Source organism: Corynebacterium gottingense (assembly GCF_007559235.1).
Classification (GTDB): Bacteria; Actinomycetota; Actinomycetes; order Mycobacteriales; family Mycobacteriaceae; genus Corynebacterium; species Corynebacterium gottingense.
The window spans coordinates 200,488-226,643 of sequence record NZ_VMHH01000001.1; the positions used below are offsets into that span (position 1 = coordinate 200,488).

Genomic DNA, 26,156 nt, shown 5'->3' on the forward strand with positions numbered 1-26,156 from the left:
TCCCTACCCTCGGCGCGCTGCAATGGCTTCCTCGCTCGGCTGCGCATTGAGCTTCTCAGCAACCCAGTTGGTAATCAGCTCGACGGCCTCGTCCACCGGCACGCCGTTGACCTGGGTGCCGTCCAGGAAGCGGAAGCTGACCGCGCCGGCCTCCACGTCCCGTGCGCCAGCGAGCAGCATGAAGGGCACCTTTCCGGTGGTGTGGGTGCGGATCTTCTTCTGCATGCGGTCGTCGGAGTGGTCGACCTCAGCCCGGATCCCGGACTCGCGCAGCTTGCTCACGATGCCCTCCAGGTGGTCCGCAAACTCGTCGGCCACGGGAATGCCCACCACCTGGTGCGGTGCGAGCCAGGCGGGGAACGCACCGGCGTAGTGCTCGAGCAGCACGCCGAAGAAGCGCTCGATGGAGCCGAAGAGCGCGCGGTGGATCATCACCGGGCGGGTCTTAGCGCCGTCCGGGCCCGTGTACTCCAGGTTGAAGCGCTCCGGCAGGTTGAAGTCCAGCTGCACGGTGGACATCTGCCAGGTGCGGCCGATGGCGTCGCGCGCCTGCACGGAGATCTTCGGGCCGTAGAAGGCCGCGCCCGCCGGGTCCGGAACGAGCTCCAGGCCAGACTTCTCCGCCACGGAGCGCAGGATGTTGGTGGAGCGATCCCAGATGTCGTCGTCGCCGATGTACTTCTCCGGGTCCTTGGTGGACAACTCCAGGTAGAAGTCATCAAGGCCGTAGTCCTTGAGCAGCGAGATAATGAACTCCAGGACGCTGGTCAGCTCCTCTTCCAGCTGGTCCTCGGTGCAGTAGATGTGGGCGTCATCCTGCGTGAAGCCGCGCGCACGGGTCAGGCCGTGGACCACGCCGGACTTCTCGTAGCGGTAGACGGTGCCGAACTCGAACAGGCGCAGCGGCAGCTCGCGGTAGGAACGGCCGCGGGAGTCGAAGATGAGGTTGTGCATCGGGCAGTTCATCGGCTTGACGTAGTAGTCAACGGCCTGCTTGGTCACATTGCCATCCTCGTCGACTTCGCCGTCGAGCTGCATCGGCGGGAACATGCCGTCCGCGTACCAGTCCAGGTGGCCCGACTTCTTGAACAAGTCGCCCTTGGTCACGTGCGGGGTGTTTACAAAGGAGTAACCGGCCTTCAGGTGGCGCTGGCGCGAGTGCTCTTCCATCACCATGCGGACGATGCCGCCGTCCGGGTGGAACACCGGCAAGCCGGAGCCGACCTCGTCGGGGAAGGAGAACAGGTCCATCTCGTTGCCCAGGCGGCGGTGATCACGTTTCTCCGCCTCCTCCAGCATGGTCATGTACTCGGCGAGCTTCTCCTTGGACTCCCAGGCGGTACCGTAGACACGCTGCAGGCCAGCGTTCTTCTGGTCGCCGCGCCAGTACGCCGCAGACGAGCGGGTCAGCGCGAAGGCCGGGATGTACTTGGTGGTGGGCACGTGCGGGCCGCGGCAAAGGTCAAACCACTCGACATCGCCCGTGCGCGGGTTGACGTTGTCGTAGTGCGTCAGCTCGCCCGCCCCGACCTCGGTCGCCTCGTCCGAATCGGGGTCAACGTTGCCCTTGTCCTGGATCAGCTCGAGCTTGTAGGGCTCGTTCGCGAGCTTTTCCGACGCCACGTCAGCGGACTCGTACACCCCGCGGACAAACTTCTGGCCCTGCTTGATGATCTTCTTCATCCGCTTTTCCAGCTTCTTCAGGTCCTCCGGCGTAAAGGGCTCGGCAACGTCGAAGTCGTAGTAGAAGCCGTCATTGATCGCCGGACCGATGCCCAGCTTGGTGCCCGGGAACTCCGCCTGCACGGCCTGCGCGAGCACGTGCGCGCAAGAGTGGCGGATCACCGAGCGACCCAGCTCAGTGTTGGCGGGGACCGGCGTGAAGGTGGCGGTTTCGGACGGAACGTGCGAGAGGTCCTTGAGCTCCCCCGCCTCGTCCTGGACAACAACGATGGCGTTGTCGCCCTTGTTGGGCAGGTCTAGCTCGCGCATTGCGGCACCGACCGGGGTCCCAGCGGGGACCTCGAAGGGGGCGAACTCTACCTGTACATTCTCATCGGCCTCATCGGCTACGTCGGTTACATCGGTGGCCATTGGCGCTCCTTTGCGCGTCAAAGGGGTCCGCCATACCTGGACGCACCCCACGTGTTCGTTCCGTCCTGCGCCGGGCACAGCGGGCCCAGCACATCGTTGGTAATACTACCCCGCCGGGGTTGGTTGGACTGGGTGGGTGGGGTGCGAGTGGGCGTCGATAAGCAAACTAGCCCTGGAGCAGGCCCTGGCCCCAGTACTCGCCCGCCGCCGTGCCGCGCGGGATGAAGTAGACGGCAGAGCCGATGTGGGTGATCCACTCGTTGAGGCGGTCCGCCTCATTGAGGTGAGTGAGCAGCGGGGTGAAGCTCGCGTCCGGGTCCTGCTGGTAGGCCATGAAGATGAGGCCGACGTTGGAAAGCTCGGTGGCACCCGGCTCCGGCGGCAGGCTGTAATTGTATGGGCGGCGCAGGATTTTGGCGCCGGTGGCGCGGGCGCGGGCCATGTGCGAGTTCGGGTCGATCACCGGCAGCCCGTAGGCGTCTCGGGCCTGAAGGTCGGGCTCGGTGAACTCGTCGCCGCCGGTAAGCGGAGCGCCAGTGTCTAAAGTGCGGCCGACGACCTCTTCGCGAGAGCGGCGGTCCAGCAGCTCCCAGGTGTCAAGGTGCATCGCGATCCTGCGCACCACCAGCGAGGTCCCACCTGCCAGCGGGCCTTCGCTGATCCACACCTGCTGCGCGAACTCCTCGTCGGTGCGGGGGTTCACGGTGCCGTCGACCTGGCCGAAGAGGTTGCGCGGGGTCTCGCCTTCCGGCGTCGCCCCATGCGCGTTGACAAACCCTTGCTGCACCCAGGCGGTACGCACGTAATCTACGCCGGCGCGCGTCATGTGCCGCATCGCCCACGCGCCCATCACCGGGTCGTCGCAGCAGAGTTGGAGCACCAGATCAGTTTGCCCCCACTGCGGGTCGAGCTGATCGCGAGACAGCGCGGGGATGTCGTGAAGCCATGCGGGCGCGACATGCGGCGCCGCGACCTGGAAGATCCGCGGACCAAACCCGCAGGTGATGGTGAGGTTCGCCGGCCACGCGGTCAGCTCCGGCTCGAGGCTTCCCAGCGGGTTGTGCCCCGCGGTCAGCCGCCGCGCGTCCTCCGTCCACAGGCGCATGAGCCGCACGATTGCCTTTGCGTCCACGCCTTGGTTCAAGCGGAAACCAATGAGGTTCAGGCTCGCCTGCGCGGGCTGTTGCACGCCTGCCTGGTGCGCGCCGTCGAAGGCAATGGAGGCACTGCGCAGCGGGAGCTCCTGCGGCGCGGCGTCCGGTTGCTCCGCGCATGAGGAGAGCATGCTTAACGACGCCACACCGACCCCTCCCGCGCCCGCCGCCAAGAATCCGCGCCGAGATACCTCCATCGTCGTGCCTACCCCTTCTTGCCTAGTGACTGTCCGCGTGCTCGTGGGCGGTCATCTCGCCGCCGTCGCCGTACTCCTCGCCACCGGGCAGCATGGAGCGCACGGCCACGCCTTGGACAACGATGCCCTGCTCGCTCCCCTCCGCGTCGGACGTTTCAAAAAACACATCCACCGTGTCACCTGCAGCGATCTCGGGCGCATACCCCATGATCATGAGGTGATCGCCGCCGGGCGCGAGCTCATCGGTCCCGCCTGCCGGAATCGTGATGCCGCCTTCCTTTTGCTGCATCGTGCCGTCGACGGTCTCATGGATCTGGTAGTCCGCCTCCCCCAGCGAGGTAGAGAACCCGGTGATGGTGATGTCGTGGTCCGAGGTGTTGTGGATGGTACCGAAGACCGCGGTCATGTCCGAGCCCTCGGCACTATCGACCGCCGCCTTCGCGCGCACCGTGGCGTCCTCGAGCTTGATGTCGCCCGCGCCCTGCAGCTGCGCTTCGGCATCATTCGCCGTGCTCGACTCATTCACCGCGCTCGAAGCCGCAGTCGTGCTTGGCTGCGCCGAGTCCTCCTGGTTGGAGGGGCTGCAGCCTGCAACGCCGAGGGCGGTCGCCGCGACAAGCGCGGTCGCTATTGTTCGGGTGATCTTCATCGTCTGCCTCCTATCGCTTTTCGCTTGTCGACGCCGCGTCTTCACCATCCAACGCCCGGAACTTCCGGGACTTCGCCAGCGCGGCGACGGCAGCACCAGCGCAGACCAGCACGCCGACCAGGATGCCCAGGATGGTCAACAGGCCCGAGTTGCCGCCCTCTTCGTCGGCGGCTTCAGTGCTGTCGGCGTTGTGTGCAGTGCCGGCCTCACCCGGCTCGAAGGTGAAGCTGGACATCCCCTTCGTCGAGTGCCCGTCAGAGGAAATGATCTGATAGCCGACCGTGTACTCCCCCGGCTCGGCGTTGGTTTCAACCTCGTCGGGGACGTCGATGGTGACAACGCGACCGTCGATCTCCGGCTCGCCGGTAAAGAGCACCTCGCCGTCCGACGCGCGGGAAAGCGCAACGGTGTTGAAGCCCTCCTGCGGCTGCCCCGAGAACTCCAGCGAAATGGTGTCGGGGAAAACTTGGACGGTGGACTCGTTGTCGGGAGTGCCGCTAATCACCGAGTCATGGGCGTAGGCGGTCGGTGCTGCCAGCGCCAACGTTCCGATGACAGCGGCGGCGGCTGTGATGGTGCGTTGCATAAGCTCTCCTTTTCACGTCACGCGAACGTAACGGGTTGTTTACGTTCATGGGAGAGTAGTCGCGCAGAGCTGCCATAAGGTTCCCGGCACCCCAACTTTCGGTTGATATACCCCAATGCGGGGCTAAGGATCCACAGCGTTGCATCAGGATCGTACCCGGTCTCCCCGTCTCCCCGACACTGAGGAGATGAAAAAGCACCGGCAGACCGAAGCCGAGCGCAGATGCGGCACACTTGCCCTCGTCGATCTGCGGGGCAGCCCGACAACAGTCTGGGCAATTTCAGCTTCAATCTAAGATCCCCCCAATTTCCACAAGTCGAAGCAACGCGAAAACCCCGGCGAGAAAACATCTCGCCGGGGCAGAATCAGTGGTCCTAGCTGGGATCGAACCAGCGACCTTTCCGGTGTGAACGGAACGCTCTTCCACTGAGCCATAGGACCGAACGAATTCATACTTTACAACGCCACCCCGTGATTCCACGAATCCGCAGGACACGACACCCTTCGGCACACCTATGGCCCTTACGGAAGTACGGGGATAGCGGTGGCGTCGATAAGCGAAGGGGCGGGCACGTCAAACGACAACGATGTAACTCAGAGATCGACTCGGCGTCATCGGAAATCGGGGCATGACCTCACGATTTGGACTATGATTGCCAACCGGTTAATGTTTTATCTCGCACCACGCAGTGCTGGTCACGATGTTGACAGGCACTAAGGTGCGTGCGGATGTAGCGCAGTTGGTAGCGCATCACCTTGCCAAGGTGAGGGTCGCGAGTTCGAGTCTCGTCATCCGCTCCAATCCCGTAAGGGATGAGCGCGATTAGCTCAGCGGTAGAGCACTACCTCGACACGGTAGGGGTCACTGGTTCGATCCCAGTATCGCGCACAGAGTCTTCACTGCAAGACTCGGGGCAAGCTCATGTTTGCCGCGCGGATGTAGCGCAGTTGGTAGCGCATCACCTTGCCAAGGTGAGGGTCGCGAGTTCGAGTCTCGTCATCCGCTCCAAGTACATACGGGTACTTTGGAGGAAGCTCCACGGTGGATTGGTCGAGTGGTTAGGCAACGGTCTGCAAAACCGTGTACACGGGTTCGATTCCCGTATCCACCTCCAAGCTGGAAACAGCCCGCGCGATTAGCTCAGCGGTAGAGCACTACCTCGACACGGTAGGGGTCACTGGTTCGATCCCAGTATCGCGCACAGAGTCTTCGCAAGAAGGCTTGTGGCAAGCTCACGCTTGCCCCGCGGATGTAGCGCAGTTGGTAGCGCATCACCTTGCCAAGGTGAGGGTCGCGAGTTCGAGTCTCGTCATCCGCTCCACGCAACACCGTCGGGTTCTTCCCCGGCGGTGTTTTTGCATGTGCCCCTGCTTCTTTATGCTGGCATGCATGAAGCAGACACCGTTCACCACCGCCGACCTGCTAGGCCCCACGCTCCCACCCGCCGAGCGCGAGCTGAGGCTGATCGCAGTAATGTCACTGTCCGGCGCCGCCGCCGACGAAGGCACCTCCGAATCGCTCGGTAACGACATCGATGCGGCCCTCCTCACCACGGTCCGCGCATGGTCCGACGTCGTCCTCGTGGGCGCAGGCACGGCCCGCGCCGAAACCTACTCCGGCGCCAAGTGCAGCGAGTCCGAGCGAGACAAGCGGGTCGCCCGCGGCCAAGCCCCCGTCCCACCTATCGCGGTGCTCACAAAATCCTTCGACTTTGACCCGTCCTCGCAGCTATTCACCGACACCGAAGTGCCGCCGGTCTTCCTCGCGCCGCAGGCCTCCCTCGACGATCCAGGCCTCGCCAGCGCGCGCCAGAAGCTTCTCGACGCCAACGCGCAGCTCATCTCCACCGGCGACGGCTCCGCACACGCCATCATCGATGCCCTCCACACCCGCGGTTTCAACCGCATCACCTGCGAGGGCGGACCGGGGCTGTACGGAACCCTCCTCGCGGCCGATCTCGGCGACGTCCTCCACCTCACCATCGACCCGCTCGTCCACGGCAACGTCGAAACCACGCTCTTCGGTGCCGGCGGCAACTACAAGGTGCGTCTCGCCCTGGAAGACGTGCACGCGAGCGACGATTCCGTCATGTTTTGCCGCTACCGTCGCACTGACCAATAGCGGCACCGGCGATACCGGAAACGCGCACCCGGTTCGGTACGGTAAATCGCGTGACTACCAAGCTTCACCCCTCGCACAGCTGGCAGCAGCGGATCAACGCGCTGTGGACCTCGCCCGCGCCGCGCCCAACCGCGGAAGCCGCGCCGCGCAGCAGCACCGGGGTCCTTCACTCCCCCGCCGCCCGCGCTGTAACGGCCGCCGCGTGGCCGCTGGCCATCCTGCTCATCGTGCACCGGCTTGTCGTGCTCGCCCGCGAGGGCTCACCCACCGACGACTTCACCACCGTGTGGGCGGCAACGCACCGCTTCATCCAGCGGGTCCCGGTCTACAACGAGGTCTACCACTACGTGGACCCGCATTACCTGTACAACCCTGGCGCGACGCTCCTGCTCTCCCCGCTCGGATTGGCGGACTCGCCAGACACCGTGCGCCCCTGGTTCATTCTGGCCAACGCGCTCGCGATCATCGGTGCGCTCGCCTGGTGCACCCGTCTTGCGGGTGGCCGGCTCACCGGACCCGTGTTCCCCGTCGCGCTCGCGGCGGCGTTTGCGACGGAGTCGGTGACCAACACGCTGGTCTTTTCCAACATCAACGGCATCCTCCTGTTGGCGCTCACCGCGTTCCTGGCCAGCTACCGCGCCCGCCGCTTCCTCGTCGCCGGGGTTGTCCTCGGCCTGGCCATCCTGATCAAGCCGATGTTCGCCCCGCTTCTCGTCCTGCCGCTCATGCAGCTGCGTTTCGGGGCCGTGGCCGCAGGAATCGCGGTGCCAGCCCTCCTGAATGTAGTGGCCTGGCCGCTTACTCCAGGCGCCAGCGACTATCTGACCAAGCTCGTGCCGTACCTAGGCATCACGCGCGACTACGCAAACTCTTCGCTCGCGGGCTTCGCCGTTTACTTCGGCATGCCCGCCTGGGCGCACGGTCTCCTCTTCGTCGTGCTCGGCGCGGCCGTCGCGGCCGGAGTTCTGGGCCTTGCGCGCTGGCGTTTTAGCGACGAATGGCTCTGGCTCACGTGTTCCACCGCCGTGCTCCTCGCCGGGGTGTGCCTGCTCAGCTCGCTCGGCCAGGCGTACTACTCAATGATGCTCTTCCCCGCCGCGTTTACGGCGCTGCACCGCGCCAGCCCGTTCCACATCGCCGCGCCGTGGGCGGGCCTGCTTCTGTGCGTCAGCCCGCTCCAGTTCAACAGCACCGTCATCGGGCCGGCCGGCCGGTGGCTCAACACATTCCTGCCCACCGCGGGTTGGGCAATCTTCATCGTGGCAATCGCCGCTTGGGTAATCTCAGTGCTAACGCGTAGTCTGCCAGCAGCACCGGCACAGGAGCTACACAAGCCGGGCAAGACACCGGAGGCACAGGAGGCACAGCATGACTGAAAACAGCAACGATTACAGCGCTTTCACTGAGGACGATTGGAAGGCAAAACTCTCCCCCGAGGAGTTCTACGTCCTGCGCCAGGCTGGCACCGAGCCCGCGGGCGTCGGCGAATACACCAACACCACCACCGAGGGCATCTACCGTTGCCGTGCCTGCGGCGCGGAGCTGTTCCGCTCCACCGAGAAGTTCGACGCGCACTGCGGCTGGCCGGCGTTCTTCAGCCCGCTCGCGGGTGATGCGATCATCGAGCGCGAGGACCGCTCGCACGGCATGGTCCGCACCGAGGTGCTCTGCGCCAACTGCGAGTCCCACCTCGGCCACGTCTTCGCCGGCGAAGGCTTTGACACCCCCACCGACCTGCGCTACTGCATCAACTCCATCTCGATGACGCTCGACGAGCGCAAGTAAAACGCTTCTCGACGCCACGTGGACCGCGGCGTCTGCAACGGGGCGTCGACAAGCGTGCTCTGCTTAGGGCAGAATCTTGATGATCTCGCCAATGTCCGCGACGCGGCGACCCGTCTGGAACGGGATCTCCTCGCGCACGTGAAGGCGCGCCTCGGTGTAGCGCATCTTGTGCATGAGGTCCTCGATGCGCTCCAGGCTGGGCGCCTCGAACGCGAGCATCCACTCGTAGTCACCCAGCGTGAACGCCTCAACCGTGTTCGCGCGGACATCGGCGAAGTCGCGCGCGGCTTTGCCGTGGTTGGCCAGGATGCGGCGGCGCTCCTGCGGGTCCATGATGTACCAGTCGTAGGAGCGCACGAACGGATACACGGTGATCCAGGCCTCTGCCTCCTCGCCCATGATGAAGCTGGGCAGGTGGGATTTGTTGAATTCAGCCGGGCGGTGCAGGCCGTTGCCCAGCCACGAGACCTCGAGCAGCTGGCCGAGGGCGGTGGTGCGTCGGAAATCTGCCAGCGCCTTCTGCAGGTACTCAAACTCCTCGGCGTGCCACCAGATCATGAAGTCGGCGTCGGCGCGGATGCCCGTGTTGTCGTAGATCCCGCGTACGACGACCTTGCCTTCCGCCTCAAGGTCCGCGAAGAAGCGCTTTGCTTCCGCGGTCAGCTCCTCGCGCTCGGAGCCGAGAGCACCGGGGATGGCGCGGAACACCGCGAACTGGAGGTAGCGCTGAACGGAGTTCAGTGCGTCGAAATCAAGCTTGGCCATAGGTTTGTATCCTTTCTTCGGCCCGGGCGGGCCAGATCAACCGAAAGTCGTAGGGACAGTCTACGCGCCGGCGGCGCGCGCCACGACGTTCGGCGCGCCTCCCACCCGCGGGCCGCTACGGTAGCTACGTTGAACCCTGTGATGAATTCGGACAACCCCTCCAACACGGGCGACGGCGCACCCGCCTCGCACAGCGACACCGCCTCCCTGCCCGCAGATTTCTCTGCTGCGGTGGAGTCTATGCACGCTGCGAAGCTGCGGCCGGAAGTCACCCTCGGCACCATCCGACCACCCCAGCGGCCCGCGCCATTCAGCCACGCCGTCGGGCTTGAGGTCGACCGCTCCGGCGACGAGGCCGGCACCGTCCCCACAGACAGCGAGGGCGACGCGTTCGGCCGCCTCATCCTGCTGCACTCCCCGGACGCCGAGGAGGCGTGGGAGGGGTCCATGCGCCTCGTGGCCTACATCCAGGCCGACATGGACGACGCGGTCGCGTCCGACCCGCTGCTTCCGGACGTCGCGTGGCAGTGGCTCAACGAGTCGCTCGCCGAAGCCGGCGCGGGCTACACCAACCTCGGAGGCACCGTCACCTCCACGGCCTCCGTCCGCTTTGGCGAGATCGGCGGCCCGCCGCGCGCCTACCAGCTGGAGATGCGCGCCTCCTGGACCGCCGAGGGCATCGACCTCTCGGGCCACGTCGAGGCGTTTGCCAAGGTGCTCGCGCACGTCGCGGGCCTGCCGCCGGAGGGCGTCACCGCGCTGGGTGCACGCAAGTAGTTCGCCCCGTGTGTGAAAAGGTGGATTACAGGCTTGTCGATACGCCCGCTGGCTTCCAGGAGGCGGCCGAGGCGCTGGCGGCAGGCCGCGGGCCGTTCGCCGTCGACACCGAGCGAGCCTCGACGTTTCGCTACGGCGACCGAGCATTCCTTATCCAGGTGCAGCGCGAAGACGCCGGCACGTTTCTCATTGCGCCCGAGGGGCACCGCGATGACGCCACCCGCGCCCTCTCACCGGTGCTGAACGGTGAGACGTGGATCCTCCACGCCGCCGCGAGCGACCTGCCCTGCCTGTCCGAGCTGGGCCTGTGCGCCGGCAGCCTGTTTGACACCGAGGTTGCCGCACGCATCGCCGGATACCAGCGCCCCAACCTGGCCAACATGGTCGAGCGCATCTGCGGCGTGGTGCTGGAGAAGGGCCACGGGCGCGAAGACTGGTCCAAGGTACCGCTGCCCCGAGAGTGGCAGGACTACGCGGCGCTCGACGTGGCCTACCTCACCGATTTGGCCGACGGGCTCGCCGAGGAGCTCGCGCAAACCGGCAAGCTCGAGTTTGCGGAGCAAGAGTTTGCGTACATCCTGGACACCTCCTCCTCGCCCCGCACTGGCACGGGCTCCTGGCGCGACCTGAAAGGAGCCTCGCGGATCAGCAGCGCGCTCAGCATGCAGCTTGCCAGGGCGCTGTGGACTGCGCGCGAGGCACAGGCAAAGCGCTCCGACCGCTCTCCGTCCAACATTCTGCAGAGCCGCGTGCTTGTCGACATCGCACTCGCCCAGCCGACCACCATCCGCGACGTCATGGCTGTCTCGGGGTTCCCGCGCCGACGCAAGGACCTCGCCGCTGCCTGCTTGGACGTGATGGCGAAGGCGCGCGATCAGGACCGCTCAACGTGGCCGACCCGCCCGAAATCAGCGCCGACGGATGTTCCCTCCAAATCGACCATGCGCCGCGAGTACCCCGCGCTCAGCGAGGCGCTCGAGGACGCCCGGGACGAGGTAGCGGATCTCGCCGACGCGCTAAACATGGAGGCGAGCACGATCGCGACCACGAAGCTGCTGCGCGCAGCGGTGTGGAAGGCGTCGCGCTCGCTGCACCCCTGGGATGTGCGGCGCGCTCAGCAGGAGCTCAGTGAGCTCGGCGCGCGGCCCTGGCAGTGCGAGCTCGTCGCGCCGATCATCGCGGCCGTGGGGCTTTCCGCAGCCGACGAGTAGGAGCGGCTAGTTCTCCCGGTCTGCGAGGTCGAGCGCCCAGGTGCGCACCTGCTCGGTCGCAGACTCCGCATCCAGGCCGTACTCCGCCAGCACCTCATCGCGCGACGCGTGCTTGGGGTACACGGACGGGAATGCCAGCTGGCGCAGCGGCGTATCAATCTCCGCGGCGTGGAGCGCCTCCGCGACGGCAGAACCCACGCCGCCGCGCATCACCCCGTCCTCGTACACCACCACCAGGTCCGCCGAGGCAGACATATCGATGAGCTCCGGCGCGACCGGAACTACCCAGCGCGGGTCCACAACCGTAACGCTGATGCCGTCGCCGGCGAGGGCGTCAGCGACCTCGAGCGCCGGGCCCGCGAACGTGCCGACAGCGACGAGGAGGACATTGAGGACGGAGTCATCGTCGCGGTCAAGCGTGGTGCGCAGCACATCGACCGTACCGCGGCGCTCCTTCGCCTCGATGTCAGCGCCGACCTTGCCCTTCGGGAAGCGGACGACGGTAGGGCCGTCGTCAACGCCGAGCGCTTCGTGGAATTCTTCGCGCAGCCGTGCCGGGTCGCGCGGCGCGGCGATGCGGATGCCCGGGACTATCGACGCCACCGAGAAGTCCCACACCCCGTTGTGGCTCGCACCGTCCGAGCCGGTCACGCCGGCGCGGTCGAGGACCACCGTGATGGGGAGGTGCAGCAGGCCGGCGTCCATCAACAGCTGGTCAAAGGCGCGGTTGAGGAAGGTGGAATAGACGGCCACCACCGGGTGCATCCCACCGAGCGCGAGACCGGCGGCGGAGGTGATCGCGTGCTGTTCCGCGATGCCCACGTCGAAGAAGCGATCCGGGAACTCCTCGGCGAACGGCTGCAGGCCGGTCGGCCCCGCCATCGCCGCCGTGATGGCAACAACGTCGTCGCGCTCGTGGCCGGCTCGCAGCAGTTCCTTGGTAAACACGGAGGTCCAGCCGGGAGCGGACTTGGCCAGCGACTCGCCTGTCACCGGATCAATCACTCCAGTGGAGTGCATCTGGTCCGCCTCATTGTTCACGGCCGGGGCAAAGCCGTGGCCCTTCTCCGTCACCACGTGAACGATCAGCGGGCCCTCGTAGCGCTGCGCGTAGTGGAACGCGCTGAGCAGCGCCTTGAGGTCATGGCCTTCCACCGGGCCGACGTACTTCATGCCCAGGTCCGGGAACATCTCCGTGGGCAGCACCTGGTACTTCACGCCTGCCTTGAGCGCGTGGAGCGCTTCGAACGTCCGCTCCCCGACCCAGCCCATAGACTTCAAGGTCTTCTTGCCGGACTCCATGACTTCGTCGTAGCCCGGCTGCATCCGCAGCGCTACGAGCTGGTCGCGCAGTTTGGACAGGTTGTTTGCAAAGCCGCCGATGGTCGGCGAGTAGGACCGCCCGTTGTCATTGACCACGATGACCACGTTGCGGTTGCCCGCCGCGATGTTGTTCAGCGCCTCCCAGCACATGCCGCCGGTGAGCGCGCCGTCACCCACGACGGCGACCACCTTGTCGTCGCCGTTGCCGCTGAGCTCCTTGGCCTTGGACAGGCCGTCCGCGTAGGACAGCGACGCGCTGGCGTGCGAGGATTCCGTCCAGTCGTGCTCCGACTCAGCACGGTCGGTGTATCCGGAGAGCCCGCCTCGCTTACGCAGCGTGTCAAACTTGTCGGCGCGGCCGGTAAGAATCTTGTGCACGTAGGACTGGTGCGAGGTATCAAAAATGATCGGGTCCTGCGGCGAGTTGAACACAGAGTGCAGCGCCAGCGTGAGCTCGACAACACCGAGGTTCGGCCCGAGGTGCCCGCCGGTGGCGGAGACCTTAGCAATCAGCAGCTCACGGATCTCCTCCGCGAGCGCGTCAAGTTCCTCCACCGACAGCTTTTTCACGTCGGTTGGCGATGTGATTCCCTCGAGCATTCCCACTGTTGTCAAGCTCTCCTTCGTCTCGCCGGTATTCCCCGCCATGTTACACCGTGCCGCCACGCTGCCCTATCCTTGCAGCGCTCACGCCCGGGGCGTCAGGAGGACGACGGTTTCGAAGTGGTGGGTGAGCGGGAAGGCGTCGATAAGCATCATGCGCTCGACGCGGTACCCGTGCTCGCCCCAGGTGCCCAAATCGCGCGCGAGTGTTGCGGGATCGCAGCCGATGTGGATGACACGTGGTGGCGCGGCCTGAGCCACCGCGCCGACGACCTCGGCTCCCGCGCCGGATCGCGGCGGGTCGAGCACTACGAGCGCTGGGCTGGGCAGCTTATCGACGCTCACCTCCACCCGAGCATTCCGCACCCGCACATCCAGGTCCGCAAGCCCCGGCTGCGGCGTCCCGGTCGCCGCCGGCGAGTAGTCCACGGTCTCGACGCGGCCCCCACCCAGCGCGCGACTGATCGCTGGCGCGAACATGCCGACGCCGCCATAAAGATCCCAGCCAACAGCACCGGGAGCGTTGGCAGCCTCGCCCCACTGCGCAACGATGTCGGCGTACGCCTGCGGTGCCGCGGTGTGCGCCTGCCAAAAGGCGGTGGCTGGGAAGGTGAACTCGCGGTCGTCGACACGCTCGGTGACCATCCCGGTGCCTTCGATGACAGTGTCGATTGTCTCCGCGCGGCGCCCGCGCTGCACCTTTGCCGTCTCCACGACGTGCCGGGCTCCAGTGGAATCGATCACCGCGATGACCTCGGCTCCCGGAGTGAAGCGGCGACCGCCGGGGCCGACGAGGCCGTCGAGCAGGCCGGGCACCATCTGGGCACAGGGGAACTCGGTTACCAGCTCGGTGGAACGCAGCTTGCGCAGGCCGGCGCGGCCCTCGCTATCCACGCCCAGCCGGGCGCGGGTGCGCCAGCCGTGGTCGGGCGCGAGCGCGGTTTCCTGAAGATCACTGTCGGCTTGGAACCCGTCGAGCACCCCGGATCGTTTCGCCAGGGTACGCAGCTGGCCGACGAGCACCTCACGCTTCAGCTCGCGCTGCGCGGGAGCTGTCACGAAACCGAAGTCGCAACATCCGGCCCCGTGCGCCGCAGCCTGGCACACCTGGCGGGTGCGCTGCGGGGATGGCTCCAGGACCTCGACGAGGTCTGCGCGCGCCCACCGCTTTTTCACCTTGGTGGGCCGGGCTTCGACGCGGTCGCCGGGGATTGCGCCGCGGACGAACACCACACGTCCGTCGGGCGCGTCGGCGATTCCCTCCCCTCCGTGCGCCATTGCGCGGACGGAGACCTCGAGGGTCTCGCCTACCTCAAGTGCCCCGGTTCCCGAGTCTGCCATGCGTGGAAACTACTTATCCTTGTTGAACTGGTTGTTCTGGTCGATGATCTGCTTGAGCGCGTCGCTAAGCAGGTTCGGGTTGCCACTCTGCGGAGCACTCTGGCCCGCAGCGGCGCCTTGGCCCTGCTGAGCACGCTGCTGCACCGCCTGCTGCACCTGCTCTGCGATCTTCTTCGGCAGGATCACATCGAGGGAACTCCCGGCCAGGACCGGGTCGTTGCCGCGGTACACAAAGGATCTCGCTACGATCTCGCGACCCAGCTTTGCCAGGTCGTCCTCACGGCCCTGCGGCGCGGCGAGGGTGACGCGGTAGAGCCAACGCGGACCCTCCACACCGATGATGCGGATCACACCATTGGTACCCTGACCAACGATCTCTTTGCCCCACGGCCCCTGCTCGAAGGTGACCGGCATGCCCTCGTTGCGCATGCCCTCGGCAATCTCCTCGGCGGAGTCGTCCCAGAGGCCACCGCTGCGCGGAGCCGCGAAGGCAACCGGGGTGACGCGACCGTAACGGGTGACAATGTGGACCATCTTCGGCCCCTGCTCACCCATCTCCACCTGCACCTGCGCCTCCTTCGGGAACGGGATGCGCATGGAGTGCAGGTTCAGCGTGGCGCTGGAGAAGTCAGAGAAATCAAAGTCCTCGATGTTGACGGAGTCGCCGTCGAAGGGGCCGGTGCTGCCGTTGATCGGGTCGTAGTCGGTCAGCGGTGCGGTGCCAGCCGCCTGGCCGCCGTCCTGTACTGCGGGTGCCGCCGCCACCGCAAGCTCCGCTGCTTCGGACGCAGCTGCTTGTGCCTGTGCTGCCTGCGCTGCGGCGGCGTCCGCAGTGTCGGTGTGGTTGGTGTTGTCGGTGTTATCGGTGGGCTCGGCAGACTCGGTGTGCTCGGGGACCTGCTGGGCAGCCGCGTCGTTGTCGGCCTTGTTGCGGTTCTTCTTCTTGCCAAACGGCCACAGTGCCATAGTTTCTGTCCTCCTCGCGCCCGGTTGGGCGTTGGTGCGAAATTTTCGCGCTGGTTTCGCGTCGTAAAGTCGTGCCCTTTGACCATAGCGCGCCGCGCCTCAAGCGCGCGGTGGTGGGGCCTTCAACGGTTGGTGCTATTTCGTCCCGGTCGAGCCGTAACCGCCGTCGCCGCGGACCGTTTCATCGAGCGCTTCGACCTCGACGAAGTCAACCAACTCCACGCGCTGGACGACGAGTTGGGCAATGCGCATCCCGCGCTCGACGGTAAACGCCTCCGAGCGGTCCGTGTTCACCAAACACACTTTGAGCTCACCGCGGTATTGGGCGTCGACAGTCCCCGGCGTGTTCACAATGCTTAAGCCGTGCTTCGCAGCGAGCCCGGAGCGCGGGTGGATCAGCCCCACCGTGCCGACCGGTAGGGCGAGGGCCACGCCAGTGCCCACGAGTGCGCGCTGTCCCGGTTCCAGGGTGATTGTCTCGGCGGAGTACAGGTCCGCGCCCGCATCCCCGGTATGCACGCGTTTGGGCAGGGGCAGCTCCTTATCCAGCCGTTTCAGCGGGATCGGCGGCAGCTGGCCCGCGCCAACCAGTTGTGTGTGTTCGTTGTTCTCGCTCATGGTGCCCCACCTTACGGTACGGCTCACACAAGTCGATGCAGCGAATTGGACAGCTCACCCATCCCCTGAACTAAAGTTGCATTCGTGTCTGAAACCTCGCGCTCCAACGATGCAACTGCCCACGCCACCGGCGCCGCAGCGCCCGAGGTACTCTACCGCGAACGACAGTGGGTGCCGTGGTACTGGTGGGCGGCCGGAATCGGCCTGACGTTACTCCTCGCTGCCCAGTTTGCGCTGAACCGCAACGTCTGGTGGCTCATCGTGCCGCTGGTAGTCATCGGCGCACTCGTCGCGTGGTTCCTCACGTGGCTGTCCAATACCACAGTGTCCGTCGAGCGCGACCCGGACGGCTCGCGCTGGCTCCGCGTCGGCGAGGCGAATCTGCCCGCGGACGCTGTTGATCGCGCGATGGTTGTCCCCCGCTCCGCGCGGCAGAATGCGCTCGGCCGCCAGCTCGACCCGGCGGCGTACCTCGTCTCCCACGCGTGGGTCCCCGAGCACGCGCTCATTGTGTTGAACGACCCGGAGGACCCAACCCCCTACTGGCTCATTTCCTCGAAGCGCCCCGAGGCGTTGCTCGCCGCGTTCGTCCCCGAGAAAGCCCCTGCCGACGGGGCTGCGTAAGGCTTACTCGCAGTCCAGGCAGTACTTCGAGCCGTCATCGGCCGTGTACGCCAGACGCTTCTTCTTTTGCACCAGGAAGCAGGAGGCGCAGGTGAACTCGTCGTCCTGGCGGGGCTTGACCTCTACGTTGAGCTCCTCACCGGACAGGTCCTGCGCGGGGATTTCCACTGGCTCGACGATCTCGCCGTCGTCGTCCATGCTGCTGCCGGCTACTTCTGCGGCCTTCAGGCCTTCGAGCGAGTCGGTCTCAATCTCGTCGTCCTCGAGTCGGCGACGCGGCGCATCATAATCCGTAGCCATGGTGTTCTTCCCTCCAGCTCAACGTACAAAATTAAAAAGGTGCGGTGCTTTGTTTTGAGCGTCCTGCCAGGTCCTGCCAGGACGCGTTTGAGCGGAATACTAAAGCAAATGGCTCGATCTGTCACTTTCGCCCCCGACCAGGGACGATGCTGCTAAGCGCCGGCCCCCAAATCGCGCACCGCCCCCGCCTCCTCCAGCAGCCGCGGGAACGATTCCGCGAGCCCCGGAGCGCAGGCGTACATCAATGCGCCATCACCGCCGCGATCGCGCAAGCCCGGGTGGTGCACCACCGCTCCCGCCTCGGCGGCAATCACCGCGCCGGCAGCGTAATCCCAGGGGTGCGTGCCGTGCTCGTAGTAGGCGTCCGCGCTCCCCTCAGCAACGCGGCAAAGGTCCAACGCCGCAGACCCCATGCGGCGGATGTCGCGCACTTGCGGCAAGAGCGTGGTCAGGATCTGCGCTTGCTGGCCGCGCCACCCGGAGTCGTAGGAGAAGCCGGTCTCCACCAGAGCGGTGGCGGTACGGGAGGACCGGGATGTGTGGAGGGGGTTGGCGGTGGCGTCGCTAAGCACGAAAGCCCCGTGCCCGCGGGCGGCGAAATAGGTGATGCCGCGGGCGACATCAGCGACCGCGCCAGCGACGAGCTCGCCGTGCACAGCGACGCCGACGGAGACCGCGTAGGCGGGCAGCCCGTAAATAAAATTAACGGTGCCGTCGATGGGGTCGATGACCCACTCAACGCCTGTCTCGCTCGGCTTCGACGCGCCCTCCTCGCCGATGACGCCGTCGCCGGGACGCAGCTGCGAAAGCTTGCCCACGACGCGCTCCTCGCACCCCTTGTCCACGGCCGTGACCGGGTCAACCTCGGACGTCTTAGTCTGCGCAACCATCTCCACGGAGCCGTGCCTGGTCAGAAAGTCGCGCTGCTTGGCCACGAACCCGGCCGCGTCCTGCACGAGCTCAACGCACAGGTCGCGCAGCTCAGCTGGGGTGGGAGTGTTGGCGGTGCCATTGAGGGAAGTCTGCGTGCTCATAGTCCCCATCGTGCACCGACTTTCCAGGAAGCGCGACTCGCACCGCCCCTTTCATGCCGCGCGTTTGTAAACTGAGCCGTATGAGCGATACGACTGCAACTCATCTCGGATTCGGCGTGGATGTCGGCGGCTCGGGCATCAAAGGTGCCATCGTTGACATGGATACCGGCGACTTCGTCGGCGAGCGTGTCAAAATTGCCACGCCCAAGCCCGCGACACCCCAGGCCGTGGCCGACACCGTCGCGGAAATCGTGCGCGCGCACGACTGGCACGGGCCGATCGGCATCACCCTGCCGTCCGTCATCCGTAACCAGGTCGCGTGTAGCGCCGCCAACATCGACGAAGCCTGGATTGGCACCAACGTCCACGAGCTCTTCTCCGCAGCCCTGGGCACGGAAGACATCGCGGTGCTTAACGACGCCGACGCCGCCGGTCTCGCCGAAGTCGCATTCGGGGAGCCCGAGGCCCGCGAGGGCGCCGTCATCTTCCTGACTTTCGGCACCGGCATCGGGTCCGCCGTCTTTATGGACGGAACCCTCTTCCCCAACACGGAGCTTGGCCACCTGGTCATCTCTGGAGAGGAAGCAGAGCACGTCGCCTCCTCCGCCGCCAAAGACCGCGAGGAACTGAGTTACAAGAAGTGGTCCAAGCGAGTCGACGCCGTCCTGCACGAGTACCAGCGCCTGTTCAGCCCGTCCGCGTTTGTGGTCGGCGGCGGCATCTCCCGCAAGGCGGACAAGTGGGTCCCGAACCTGACGGTGGACGTTCCGGTGGTCGCCGCGCGTCTGCGCAACCGAGCAGGCATTGTCGGCGCGGCGATGGCGGCGAACGAGCACGTCGCGCCGTAATTGATTGGTGCGGCCCAACCACAGCTCCACGACTCATGTACGGTGGGCACCGGACAGCAACCACTCCCGCCCTCGTGGGACGCACCTTTCCGGCTCCGTGACACGCACGATGCGTGAAAGATGCGGCACGATGGCGAGTGCTGGAATAGATTCAGCGCGCGGCCTGTTAGGATTGGCGTTCTAGAATTGGAACCATTGCGCAATCCGACAGGATATGCATACGGATATTCTCGCAGGAAGCAGGGTTGCGCGCAGTGGAAGAAACCGAATCGGCGAAAGGGCGTACGTGGTAGCCAGCGAAGCATCAGGCAATAACACCGTGGAGAATGCAGCACAGGCGTCCTCCGACGGTGGCGCAGGCGACGGTGCAAACGACGCCGCGGCAACTCCGGCGGCGAAGAAGACGGCCAAGAAGGCTGCAAAGAAGACCGCTCGGAAAAAGGCCACGAAGAAAACGGCGAAGAAGTCAGCTCGGAAGAAGGCCACGAAAAAGACGGCCAAGAAGACGGCCCGCAAGTCTGCGAAGAAGACCACCAAGAAATCAGCGGCCAAGAAGGCGACCGCTGCGCACGCAGGCGCTGAGGGCGTGGACGAGGACGAGCTGCGCACCGATGCGCTTGTCGACGATGCCGATACCGTCGACGACCGCGACGACGAAGATTACGATCCCGAACTCGCGGACGAGGACGCCGATTTTGATGACGAGCTCGCCGAGGACATCGACGAGGACGATCTGGACGGCGACGACATCGAAGACGACGAAGACGATGACTCGGACGACGAGGAAGAAGACTCTTCGTCCGTCTGGGACATCGAGGAGTCTGCCGCGCTGCGTCAGGCGCGCAAGGACGCCCAGCTGACCGCGTCCGCCGACTCCGTCCGCGCCTACCTCAAGCAGATCGGCAAGGTCGCGCTGCTCGACGCAGAGCAAGAGGTCTCCTTGGCCAAGCGCATCGAGGCCGGCCTGTACGCCCAGTACCGCCTGGACGAGATGGCACGCGCCGCCGCTGAGGGCGACAAGGATGCCAAGCTCACCCCTGCGGTCAAGCGCGACCTTCGCGCGGTGGCCCGTGACGGCCGCAAGGCGAAGAACCACCTGTTGGAGGCAAACCTCCGCCTCGTGGTCTCGCTAGCCAAGCGCTACACCGGCCGCGGCATGGCGTTCCTGGACCTCATCCAGGAAGGCAATCTCGGCTTGATCCGTGCAGTGGAGAAGTTCGACTACTCCAAGGGGTACAAGTTCTCCACGTACGCCACGTGGTGGATCCGCCAGGCGATCACCCGCGCGATGGCGGACCAGGCCCGCACCATTCGTATCCCGGTGCACATGGTGGAGGTCATCAACAAGCTCGGACGTATCCAGCGCGAGCTGCTGCAGGACCTGGGCCGCGAGCCCACCCCGCTGGAGCTGGCGAAGGAGATGGACATCACCGAGGAAAAGGTGATGGAGATTCAGCAGTACGCGCGCGAGCCGATCTCCCTGGACCAGACGATTGGCGACGAGGGCGATAGCCAGCTCGGTGACTTCATCGAGGATTCCGAGGCGGTCGTCGCCGTCGACGCCGTGTCCTTCACCCTCCTACAGGACCAGCTCCAGGACGTGCTGCACACGCTCTCCGAGCGCGAAGCTGGCGTGGTACGCCTGCGCTTCGGGCTTACCGACGGCATGCCGCGGACTTTAGACGAAATCGGCCAGGTCTACGGCGTGACCCGCGAACGCATCCGCCAGATCGAATCGAAGACGATGTCCAAGCTGCGCCACCCGTCGCGTTCCCAGGTGCTGCGCGACTACCTGGACTAGCCTTACGCGGATACAGCGGTGCCCCGCCCGGAATCCTCCGGGCGGGGCACCGCTGTATGTACGGCTGAATTAGCCAAACTCGCGGTCCGCAACATCTTCCACGCACTTTTCGTAGGCGGCGGTGTCATCCACCAAGTGGTCGCACTCCCCGACGAGGTTGGAAACGAGTCCGACACCGACGAACATAATCACCACGCTGAGCAGCAAGGCGAGCGCGCCGAGGACGATGCCGGCGATAGCCATCCCCTTCCGCGCGCCCGGACCGGTGATCTTCTTCGCGCTCCGGATCCCCAAAATGCCGAGGATGATCGCGATAACACCGAGGAACACCCCGCCGACGATCGTAATGATTGCAAGCATGGCGAGGATACCCACGATCAAGGCAGCAATCGCCATGCCGTTATTTTTCTGTACCCCATACGGCTCGCCCTGCGGGTACGCGCCGCCGTACTGCCATTGCTGGCCCGGCTGGCCCGGCTGTGGCTGACCTGGCTGCGGGTGCTGCCCGTAGTCTGAGAACCCCTCGGGGTGGTTGTACGGACCCTCCTGGTTCGGGTTATAACGATCTGTCATGGTCGTCTCCTTCACTCGTCGCCGTGCACTCGCCCACACTACCGGTCTTTTGCGCTACCAGCCACGCAAGTAGTCAATGCGTTGCTGGAGCTGCTCGGCGTTGCACAGTGCGGTCGGCGGCCCGCCGCACGCCTTCCTTGCCTCCGTGTGGATCGCGCCGTGCGGACGCCCCGTCTTGCCCGCAACGATGGAGACGCGCGTGTTCAGCTCCTTGCGCAGCCTGGGGATCTCATCCGCAGCGGTCTCGCCCCCGCCGCCGGTGGAGCCAGACTTGGACGGTGCGGCGCCGGGCCCAGCAGCGACCGGCTCGCCCAGCGTTTTCGCCCGTTCTGCGGCTTCGCGCTCCGCGGCCTTCCGCGCCTTCTCCTCCGCCTCACGGGCGTCCAGCTGGTCGCTCTGCCGCTTGCGCAGCAGGGTCTTGACCTGTTCGGCGTCCAGCAGCCCCGGGAGCCCAAGGAAGTCTTGTTCCTCGGCGGAACCAGCTGCGGTCGCGGTGCCGTAGGTGGAGCCGTCGAAAATCAGCGAATCCAGCTCAGCGGACGCACCGATGGACTCGTAGCTCGGCCCCTCGTCGGGCTCGTTCTCCTGGCGGTTGGCTTGCTCAATGAGCTCGTCGGACCATCCCTGCTCGCGGTGCGGCTTGCCCAGGACGTGATCACGCTCCTCCTCCATGTTCTCCGCCAGCCCCAACAGCACGGGCACGGACGGCAGGAACACGGACGCGGACTCGCCGGGCATGCGGGAGCGCACGAAACGGCCGATTGCCTGGGCAAAGAACAGTGGCGTCGATGCGGAGGTGGCGTACACACCGACGGAGAGGCGCGGGACGTCGACGCCCTCGGAAACCATTCGCACCGCCACCATCCACTCGTCGCGGGACGCCGAAAACTCCTCGATGCGGTCGGAGGACCCGGGCTCGTCGGAAAGCACCACCGTGACCGGCGTGCTGGAGATCCCCTCGAGCATCTTGGCGTAGGCGCGGGCCGTGGTTTTGTTCGTGGCGATGACCAGCCCGCCCGCGTCCGGCATGTTGGCGCGGATCTTGGTCAGGCGCGTGTGCGCGGCCTGCAGCACGAGCCGGATCCAGTCCCCCTTCGGGTCCAGTGCCGTCTTCCACGCGCGTGCCGTTTGCTCCGCGTTGAGCGGTTCACCGAGGCGGGCTGAGTATTCCTCGCCAGCGGAATCCCGCCATTCTGTCTCCCCGCTGTAGGCGAGGAACACAACGGGGCGCACCACACCGTCCTTGAGCGCGTGCGAATAGCCGTAGGTGTAATCGGCCTCGGAGACGAGGTGCCCCTCGCCGTCCTCGTTGTAGCGCACGAACGGGATCTGTGAGTCGTCGGAGCGGAACGGCGTACCGGTGAGCGCGAGTCGGTGCTCCACGTCGTTGTACGCCTCATAGACGCCGTCGCCCCAGCTCTTCGAGTCGCCGGCGTGGTGGATCTCGTCCAGGATGACCAAGCTGCGCCGCGCCGACGCGACTGCGTGGTGCTTGAACGGGTGCATACCCACCTGCGCGTAGGTGACCACGATGCCGTCGTAGGAGGGGTTCACCGCGGACGAGTTGGTGAAGTTGGGGTCCAGCGACAACCCGAAGCGCTTGGCCGACTCGGACCACTGGTGCTTCAGGTGCTCCGTCGGCACAACCACAATGAGCCGCTGCACCGTGCGGTCGGCCAGGAGGGTGCTCGCCAGCGTCAGCGCGAACGTCGTCTTTCCCGCTCCCGGCGTTGCCACGGCCATGAAGTCGCGCGGTTTTGTACGCAGAAACGAATCAAGGGCCTCTTGCTGCCATTTACGGAGCTGAGGCCCTGGTGTCGACGCTGTCACTTGCGGCGCAGCCCCTCATAAATCCGCTGGCAATCGGCGCAGACCGGGGACCCCGGCTTGGCCTGCTTCTTTACAGAGAACTTCTTTCCGCAGAGCGCGACAACCTGCTTCCCAGAGATCGCGGAATCCACGATTTGGTCCTTCCGCACGTAGTGGAAAAACTTTTCCTTGCCGTCCTCCGTGGTTGACGAGGTGTCCTCCCGGAGGTCGGGGCGCTCAAGAGTCTTCGTCGTCGTATTCACGCCTTCCATCATGCCCCAAAGTGGGTCGGAATTTGCAATGCCCCGCTACCCTTTGCGTTATGAGCGGATCTGACCACACCTTCCACCAACCCGAGTCGGGCGTGCCCGGTCCGCACCCGCACACGATCGACGCCCAGCCGGACGAGGAGCAGCCCCGCCGCCGCCGGCTCCGCCCGAGGCGCTCCCGGCGCGCGCTCATCACCGACGCCACGCGGACCCACGAGCAGGATCTGCAGAGCCGCGAAAAGCAGTATCTGTTGTGGCAGGGTGCCCGCGTGCCACTGATCGCCATCTCCATCCTGTGCGCGGTGCTGGGACATTGGTGGTTCGCCGCACTCTTCTTCTCCATTTCGATCCCGGTGCCGTGGATCTCCGTCATGATTGCCAACAGCCAGGGCGAGGCGCGCGATAAGCGGGACAAAAACGTGTACAAGCCTGCGCTCGCCCGCGAGGAAGCCCAGCTCGCCGCGCAGGCCCGTGCGCAGTTGGAGGCGGGTCAATCGCGCTCTGGTGCCGACCGCTCCCCCGCTATCATCGAGTCCGATCCCGACGCCAGCAAGGAGTAGCCAATGCCTCTCGAACCGCTCCCCGAGTCTCTTCCCAGCGCCGTTCGCGCGCTTGCCGACGCTCTCGCGTCGACCGGTTTTACCGCCGACGGCATCGCCAAGCACCTCGGCCCCCACGCGACTGCGGCGCTCTACCGTGGCGAGCCGGGCGTCGTGCTCGCCGCCTGTGACGCTTCGCCGCTGTCGCGCCTGATCCGTTTCTTCTTGGTACGCGAGCCGGCGTCGCAAGCCCAGCTCGACGAGCTCCTTTCACCTGAACTCGTGCGCATGCTTCTCGACGCCACCGTGATCCGCCCCGCCGCCAACGACCGGTTCGCCGTGGCCCTCGACCTGCGCCCCCACGTCCTCGCGGGGCAGGACCGACTGATCGTGTCGGACCTGGATGCGTCGATGACCGCGTACGTGCCGGGGCCCGACCACGTCCTGGGCGTTGGGTCGGCGTCGCTCTCGCTGCTCAGCGCCTCGCCGGAGACGCCAGTTGGCACGGTGCTAGACCTCGGTTGCGGCTCGGGGGTGCAGGCGGTGGCGCAGGCAGGGGTTGCGCAGCGCGTGGTGGCGACGGACGTCCACCAGCGCGCCCTGGAGCTGGCTCGCGCGACGCTCACTGCGAACCGGATCGACAACGTTGAGCTGCGCCGGGGCCCGTGGTTCGAGCCGGTTGCCGACGAGCGCTTCAACCGGATCGTTGCGAACCCGCCGTTCGTGGTGGGACTGCCCGAAGTGGGCCACGTGTACCGCGATTCGGGGTTGTCGCTCGACGGGGCAACCGAGCTCGTTGTCGGCCAGGCCCCCGCGCACCTGGCGGAGGGCGCGACCGCGTGCATCCTCGGTGCGTGGGTCCACCGTTGCGGCCAGAGCTGGCGCTCGCGCGTTGCTTCGTGGCTGCCCTCCCGCGGTGTGAGCGCCTGGGTCCTGGAACGCGACGTTGTCGACCCGGGCCAGTACGTGTCTACCTGGCTTGCTGATGAATCGGTCGACGTCCGCTCCCCAGAGGCCGTCGAGCGCACCGAGCGCTGGCTTGCGCACTTCCGCGACAACGACGTCGAGGCCATCGGGTTCGGGTGGATCTTCCTCCGCGAGATTGGCGACAACCCCACCGAGATCACCGCCGAAGACCTCTCACACCCGTTCACGGATCCCCTCGGGCCGGAGGTGGACGAGTACTTCACCAGGGCCGAGTGGCTGCGCGGCAAGGGCACCGACGACATCCTGGATGCCGCGTACATGGTGCGCCCGGGCGTGGCGCTGGAAAGGGTGAGCGTCGCCGACGCCGAGGCCGGGATGGGCTTTACGCAACGCGTCACGAGGGTTTCGCGCACGGACGGACCGCGCTTTACCCACGAAGTCGACGACGGTGTCGTCTCGATTCTCTCTGGCCTCCACCCACAGGGGTTGCCCCTGCGCGAGGTGGTGGGGTTGCTGGTGGCGTCACAAGGCGTCGATGACCCGGCGGAACACACACGCCTTAAGAACAACGCAGCGGCGATTGTGGTGGATTGTGTGCGCCACGGCCTCGTCCTGCCCGCTGAGATTATTGCGAAGGAGTCCTGATGAAAGCTGTACTCACGCGAGTGAAGAGTGCTTCTGTCACCGTCGACGGGGAGGTCGTCGGGGCGATCGACTGCCCCGAAACTGGCGGAATCCTCGCCCTCGTCGGCGTGGGCCGCGACGACGCGGAGGACGCGTGGGAGAAGATGGCCCGCAAGATCGCGGAGCTGCGCATTCTCGACGGCGAGCGCTCCGCCCAGGACGCCGGCGCGCCCGTCCTCCTGGTAAGCCAATTCACCCTCATGGGACGTACGGCGAAGGGACGCAGGCCGTCGTGGGCGGATGCGGCGCCGGGTGAGGCAGCTGCACCGGTAATTGCCAAGATCGCAGCGGAGCTCCGCGGCCGCGGCATCACGGTCGAAGAGGGCCGGTTCGGCGCGATGATGGACGTGGCGAGCGTCAACAGCGGGCCGTTCACGGTCCTCGTCGATGCGTGACACGGGGCGAAACCTGGCCGCTACCCACGTTCTAGGGAAGACGTTCCTGGACTGATGCTGAGAGTCGAGCGAGGCAGACGTACGTTGCATAATATTTACGCTCAGCCGGAACAATCGGGAGCGTTGCTCCGTTTGATCTATAAGACTGAACTTACGGTTCGA

25 protein-coding genes and 7 tRNA genes are annotated in these 26,156 nt (G+C 65.8%); 17 read left to right on the forward strand and 15 right to left on the reverse strand.

Going from position 1 to position 26,156, the window contains the following annotated elements; all coding sequences use genetic code 11:
* Nucleotides 1–3 precede the first annotated feature (3 nt).
* From thrS to FPH17_RS00975, 5 genes are all read right to left on the reverse strand, one after another.
* On the reverse strand, nucleotides 4–2,094 hold the full coding sequence (thrS, locus tag FPH17_RS00955; protein ID WP_154878347.1) for a threonine--tRNA ligase: 2,091 nt from the start codon (nucleotides 2,092–2,094) through the stop codon (nucleotides 4–6).
* 166 nt (nucleotides 2,095–2,260) lie between these two features.
* Nucleotides 2,261–3,445: a Dyp-type peroxidase gene (locus FPH17_RS00960; protein ID WP_154878348.1), complete on the reverse strand. Its 1,185-nt coding sequence runs from the start codon at nucleotides 3,443–3,445 to the stop codon at nucleotides 2,261–2,263.
* Between the two features lie 22 nt (nucleotides 3,446–3,467).
* The gene (locus tag FPH17_RS00965) at nucleotides 3,468–4,094 is read right to left on the reverse strand and encodes a copper chaperone PCu(A)C (protein ID WP_154878349.1); all 627 of its coding nucleotides are present in this window, start codon (nucleotides 4,092–4,094) and stop codon (nucleotides 3,468–3,470) included.
* Between the two features lie 10 nt (nucleotides 4,095–4,104).
* The gene (locus FPH17_RS00970) at nucleotides 4,105–4,680 is read right to left on the reverse strand and encodes a copper resistance CopC family protein (protein WP_154878350.1); all 576 of its coding nucleotides are present in this window, start codon (nucleotides 4,678–4,680) and stop codon (nucleotides 4,105–4,107) included.
* A gap of 369 nt (nucleotides 4,681–5,049) precedes the next feature.
* Nucleotides 5,050–5,121: transfer RNA gene (locus FPH17_RS00975), tRNA-Val, on the reverse strand.
* Nucleotides 5,122–5,405: 284 nt separating this feature from the next.
* Between FPH17_RS00975 and FPH17_RS00980 the strand changes: the two genes are divergently transcribed.
* From FPH17_RS00980 to msrB, 9 genes are all read left to right on the forward strand, one after another.
* Nucleotides 5,406–5,481, forward strand: a tRNA-Gly gene (locus FPH17_RS00980).
* A 16-nt stretch (nucleotides 5,482–5,497) separates the two neighbouring features.
* Nucleotides 5,498–5,569: transfer RNA gene (locus FPH17_RS00985), tRNA-Val, on the forward strand.
* Between the two features lie 44 nt (nucleotides 5,570–5,613).
* A tRNA-Gly gene (locus FPH17_RS00990) sits at nucleotides 5,614–5,689 on the forward strand.
* 32 nt (nucleotides 5,690–5,721) lie between these two features.
* Nucleotides 5,722–5,795, forward strand: a tRNA-Cys gene (locus FPH17_RS00995).
* 15 nt (nucleotides 5,796–5,810) lie between these two features.
* Nucleotides 5,811–5,882, forward strand: a tRNA-Val gene (locus FPH17_RS01000).
* A gap of 44 nt (nucleotides 5,883–5,926) precedes the next feature.
* Nucleotides 5,927–6,002: transfer RNA gene (locus tag FPH17_RS01005), tRNA-Gly, on the forward strand.
* Between the two features lie 68 nt (nucleotides 6,003–6,070).
* A complete protein-coding gene (locus FPH17_RS01010; protein WP_154878351.1) occupies nucleotides 6,071–6,802 on the forward strand; it encodes a pyrimidine reductase family protein in 732 nt (243 codons plus the stop codon).
* A 50-nt stretch (nucleotides 6,803–6,852) separates the two neighbouring features.
* A complete protein-coding gene (locus FPH17_RS01015; protein ID WP_240510461.1) occupies nucleotides 6,853–8,178 on the forward strand; it encodes a glycosyltransferase family 87 protein in 1,326 nt (441 codons plus the stop codon).
* Nucleotides 8,171–8,587, forward strand: coding sequence for a peptide-methionine (R)-S-oxide reductase MsrB (gene msrB / locus FPH17_RS01020; RefSeq protein ID WP_095534717.1), 417 nt, complete (start codon nucleotides 8,171–8,173; stop codon nucleotides 8,585–8,587). Before FPH17_RS01015 ends, msrB begins: the two co-directional genes overlap by 8 nt.
* A gap of 63 nt (nucleotides 8,588–8,650) precedes the next feature.
* Here the strand turns inward: msrB and hemQ are convergent, their stop codons facing one another.
* Complete coding sequence (hemQ, locus tag FPH17_RS01025; RefSeq protein WP_095278957.1) at nucleotides 8,651–9,352, reverse strand: hydrogen peroxide-dependent heme synthase; 702 nt, start codon at nucleotides 9,350–9,352, stop codon at nucleotides 8,651–8,653.
* A 141-nt stretch (nucleotides 9,353–9,493) separates the two neighbouring features.
* Between hemQ and FPH17_RS01030 the strand changes: the two genes are divergently transcribed.
* Nucleotides 9,494–10,129, forward strand: coding sequence for a DUF3000 domain-containing protein (locus tag FPH17_RS01030; protein WP_154878579.1), 636 nt, complete (start codon nucleotides 9,494–9,496; stop codon nucleotides 10,127–10,129).
* An 8-nt stretch (nucleotides 10,130–10,137) separates the two neighbouring features.
* A complete protein-coding gene (locus FPH17_RS01035) occupies nucleotides 10,138–11,340 on the forward strand; it encodes an HRDC domain-containing protein (protein ID WP_244288036.1) in 1,203 nt (400 codons plus the stop codon).
* 6 nt (nucleotides 11,341–11,346) lie between these two features.
* Here the strand turns inward: FPH17_RS01035 and dxs are convergent, their stop codons facing one another.
* The 4 genes from dxs to dut all read right to left on the reverse strand — a co-directional run bounded on the left by dxs (nucleotide 11,347) and on the right by dut (nucleotide 16,191).
* Nucleotides 11,347–13,269 carry a 1-deoxy-D-xylulose-5-phosphate synthase gene (dxs, locus tag FPH17_RS01040; protein ID WP_154878581.1) on the reverse strand — a complete coding sequence of 641 codons (1,923 nt, stop codon included), beginning with the start codon at nucleotides 13,267–13,269 and terminating at the stop codon, nucleotides 11,347–11,349.
* An 81-nt stretch (nucleotides 13,270–13,350) separates the two neighbouring features.
* Nucleotides 13,351–14,607 carry a class I SAM-dependent RNA methyltransferase gene (locus FPH17_RS01045; RefSeq protein WP_154878352.1) on the reverse strand — a complete coding sequence of 419 codons (1,257 nt, stop codon included), beginning with the start codon at nucleotides 14,605–14,607 and terminating at the stop codon, nucleotides 13,351–13,353.
* A 9-nt stretch (nucleotides 14,608–14,616) separates the two neighbouring features.
* The gene (locus FPH17_RS01050) at nucleotides 14,617–15,573 is read right to left on the reverse strand and encodes a DUF3710 domain-containing protein (RefSeq protein ID WP_154878353.1); all 957 of its coding nucleotides are present in this window, start codon (nucleotides 15,571–15,573) and stop codon (nucleotides 14,617–14,619) included.
* Nucleotides 15,574–15,708: 135 nt separating this feature from the next.
* Entirely contained in the window at nucleotides 15,709–16,191 is a 483-nt protein-coding gene (dut, locus tag FPH17_RS01055) for a dUTP diphosphatase (protein ID WP_154878354.1), read from the reverse strand.
* 84 nt (nucleotides 16,192–16,275) lie between these two features.
* Here dut and FPH17_RS01060 point away from each other — a divergent pair, with 84 nt between their 5' ends.
* Complete coding sequence (locus FPH17_RS01060; RefSeq protein ID WP_154878355.1) at nucleotides 16,276–16,815, forward strand: DUF3093 domain-containing protein; 540 nt, start codon at nucleotides 16,276–16,278, stop codon at nucleotides 16,813–16,815.
* Between the two features lie 3 nt (nucleotides 16,816–16,818).
* On the opposite strand, the gene FPH17_RS01065 is transcribed toward FPH17_RS01060, so the two are convergent.
* Both FPH17_RS01065 and FPH17_RS01070 read right to left on the reverse strand, forming a co-directional pair.
* Nucleotides 16,819–17,115, reverse strand: coding sequence for a DUF4193 domain-containing protein (locus FPH17_RS01065; protein ID WP_095278964.1), 297 nt, complete (start codon nucleotides 17,113–17,115; stop codon nucleotides 16,819–16,821).
* A gap of 152 nt (nucleotides 17,116–17,267) precedes the next feature.
* A complete protein-coding gene (locus tag FPH17_RS01070) occupies nucleotides 17,268–18,149 on the reverse strand; it encodes an inositol monophosphatase family protein (RefSeq protein WP_238397085.1) in 882 nt (293 codons plus the stop codon).
* An 80-nt stretch (nucleotides 18,150–18,229) separates the two neighbouring features.
* On the opposite strand from FPH17_RS01070, the gene ppgK reads away from it, so the two are divergent.
* Nucleotides 18,230–18,997, forward strand: a complete 768-nt coding sequence (gene ppgK / locus FPH17_RS01075; protein ID WP_154878357.1) for a polyphosphate--glucose phosphotransferase — start codon at nucleotides 18,230–18,232, stop codon at nucleotides 18,995–18,997.
* Nucleotides 18,998–19,211: 214 nt separating this feature from the next.
* Nucleotides 19,212–20,798, forward strand: coding sequence for an RNA polymerase sigma factor (locus FPH17_RS01080; protein ID WP_154878358.1), 1,587 nt, complete (start codon nucleotides 19,212–19,214; stop codon nucleotides 20,796–20,798).
* 69 nt (nucleotides 20,799–20,867) lie between these two features.
* On the opposite strand, the gene FPH17_RS01085 is transcribed toward FPH17_RS01080, so the two are convergent.
* The 3 genes from FPH17_RS01085 to FPH17_RS01095 are packed head-to-tail and all read right to left on the reverse strand — an operon-like array spanning nucleotide 20,868 to nucleotide 23,452.
* Nucleotides 20,868–21,371, reverse strand: a complete 504-nt coding sequence (locus FPH17_RS01085; RefSeq protein ID WP_154878359.1) for a DUF4190 domain-containing protein — start codon at nucleotides 21,369–21,371, stop codon at nucleotides 20,868–20,870.
* Between the two features lie 54 nt (nucleotides 21,372–21,425).
* Nucleotides 21,426–23,201, reverse strand: coding sequence for a DEAD/DEAH box helicase (locus tag FPH17_RS01090; protein ID WP_095534728.1), 1,776 nt, complete (start codon nucleotides 23,199–23,201; stop codon nucleotides 21,426–21,428).
* Nucleotides 23,198–23,452: a DUF3039 domain-containing protein gene (locus FPH17_RS01095; protein ID WP_095278982.1), complete on the reverse strand. Its 255-nt coding sequence runs from the start codon at nucleotides 23,450–23,452 to the stop codon at nucleotides 23,198–23,200. The genes FPH17_RS01090 and FPH17_RS01095 overlap by 4 nt, the downstream gene beginning before the upstream one ends.
* Nucleotides 23,453–23,502: 50 nt before the next feature.
* On the opposite strand from FPH17_RS01095, the gene FPH17_RS01100 reads away from it, so the two are divergent.
* The 3 genes from FPH17_RS01100 to dtd are packed head-to-tail and all read left to right on the forward strand — an operon-like array spanning nucleotide 23,503 to nucleotide 25,994.
* On the forward strand, nucleotides 23,503–24,009 hold the full coding sequence (locus tag FPH17_RS01100) for a DUF3099 domain-containing protein (RefSeq protein ID WP_154878360.1): 507 nt from the start codon (nucleotides 23,503–23,505) through the stop codon (nucleotides 24,007–24,009).
* A gap of 3 nt (nucleotides 24,010–24,012) precedes the next feature.
* On the forward strand, nucleotides 24,013–25,560 hold the full coding sequence (locus FPH17_RS01105) for a DUF7782 domain-containing protein (RefSeq protein WP_154878361.1): 1,548 nt from the start codon (nucleotides 24,013–24,015) through the stop codon (nucleotides 25,558–25,560).
* Nucleotides 25,560–25,994: a D-aminoacyl-tRNA deacylase gene (gene dtd / locus FPH17_RS01110; RefSeq protein WP_154878362.1), complete on the forward strand. Its 435-nt coding sequence runs from the start codon at nucleotides 25,560–25,562 to the stop codon at nucleotides 25,992–25,994. Before FPH17_RS01105 ends, dtd begins: the two co-directional genes overlap by 1 nt.
* Nucleotides 25,995–26,156: the final 162 nt, after the last annotated feature.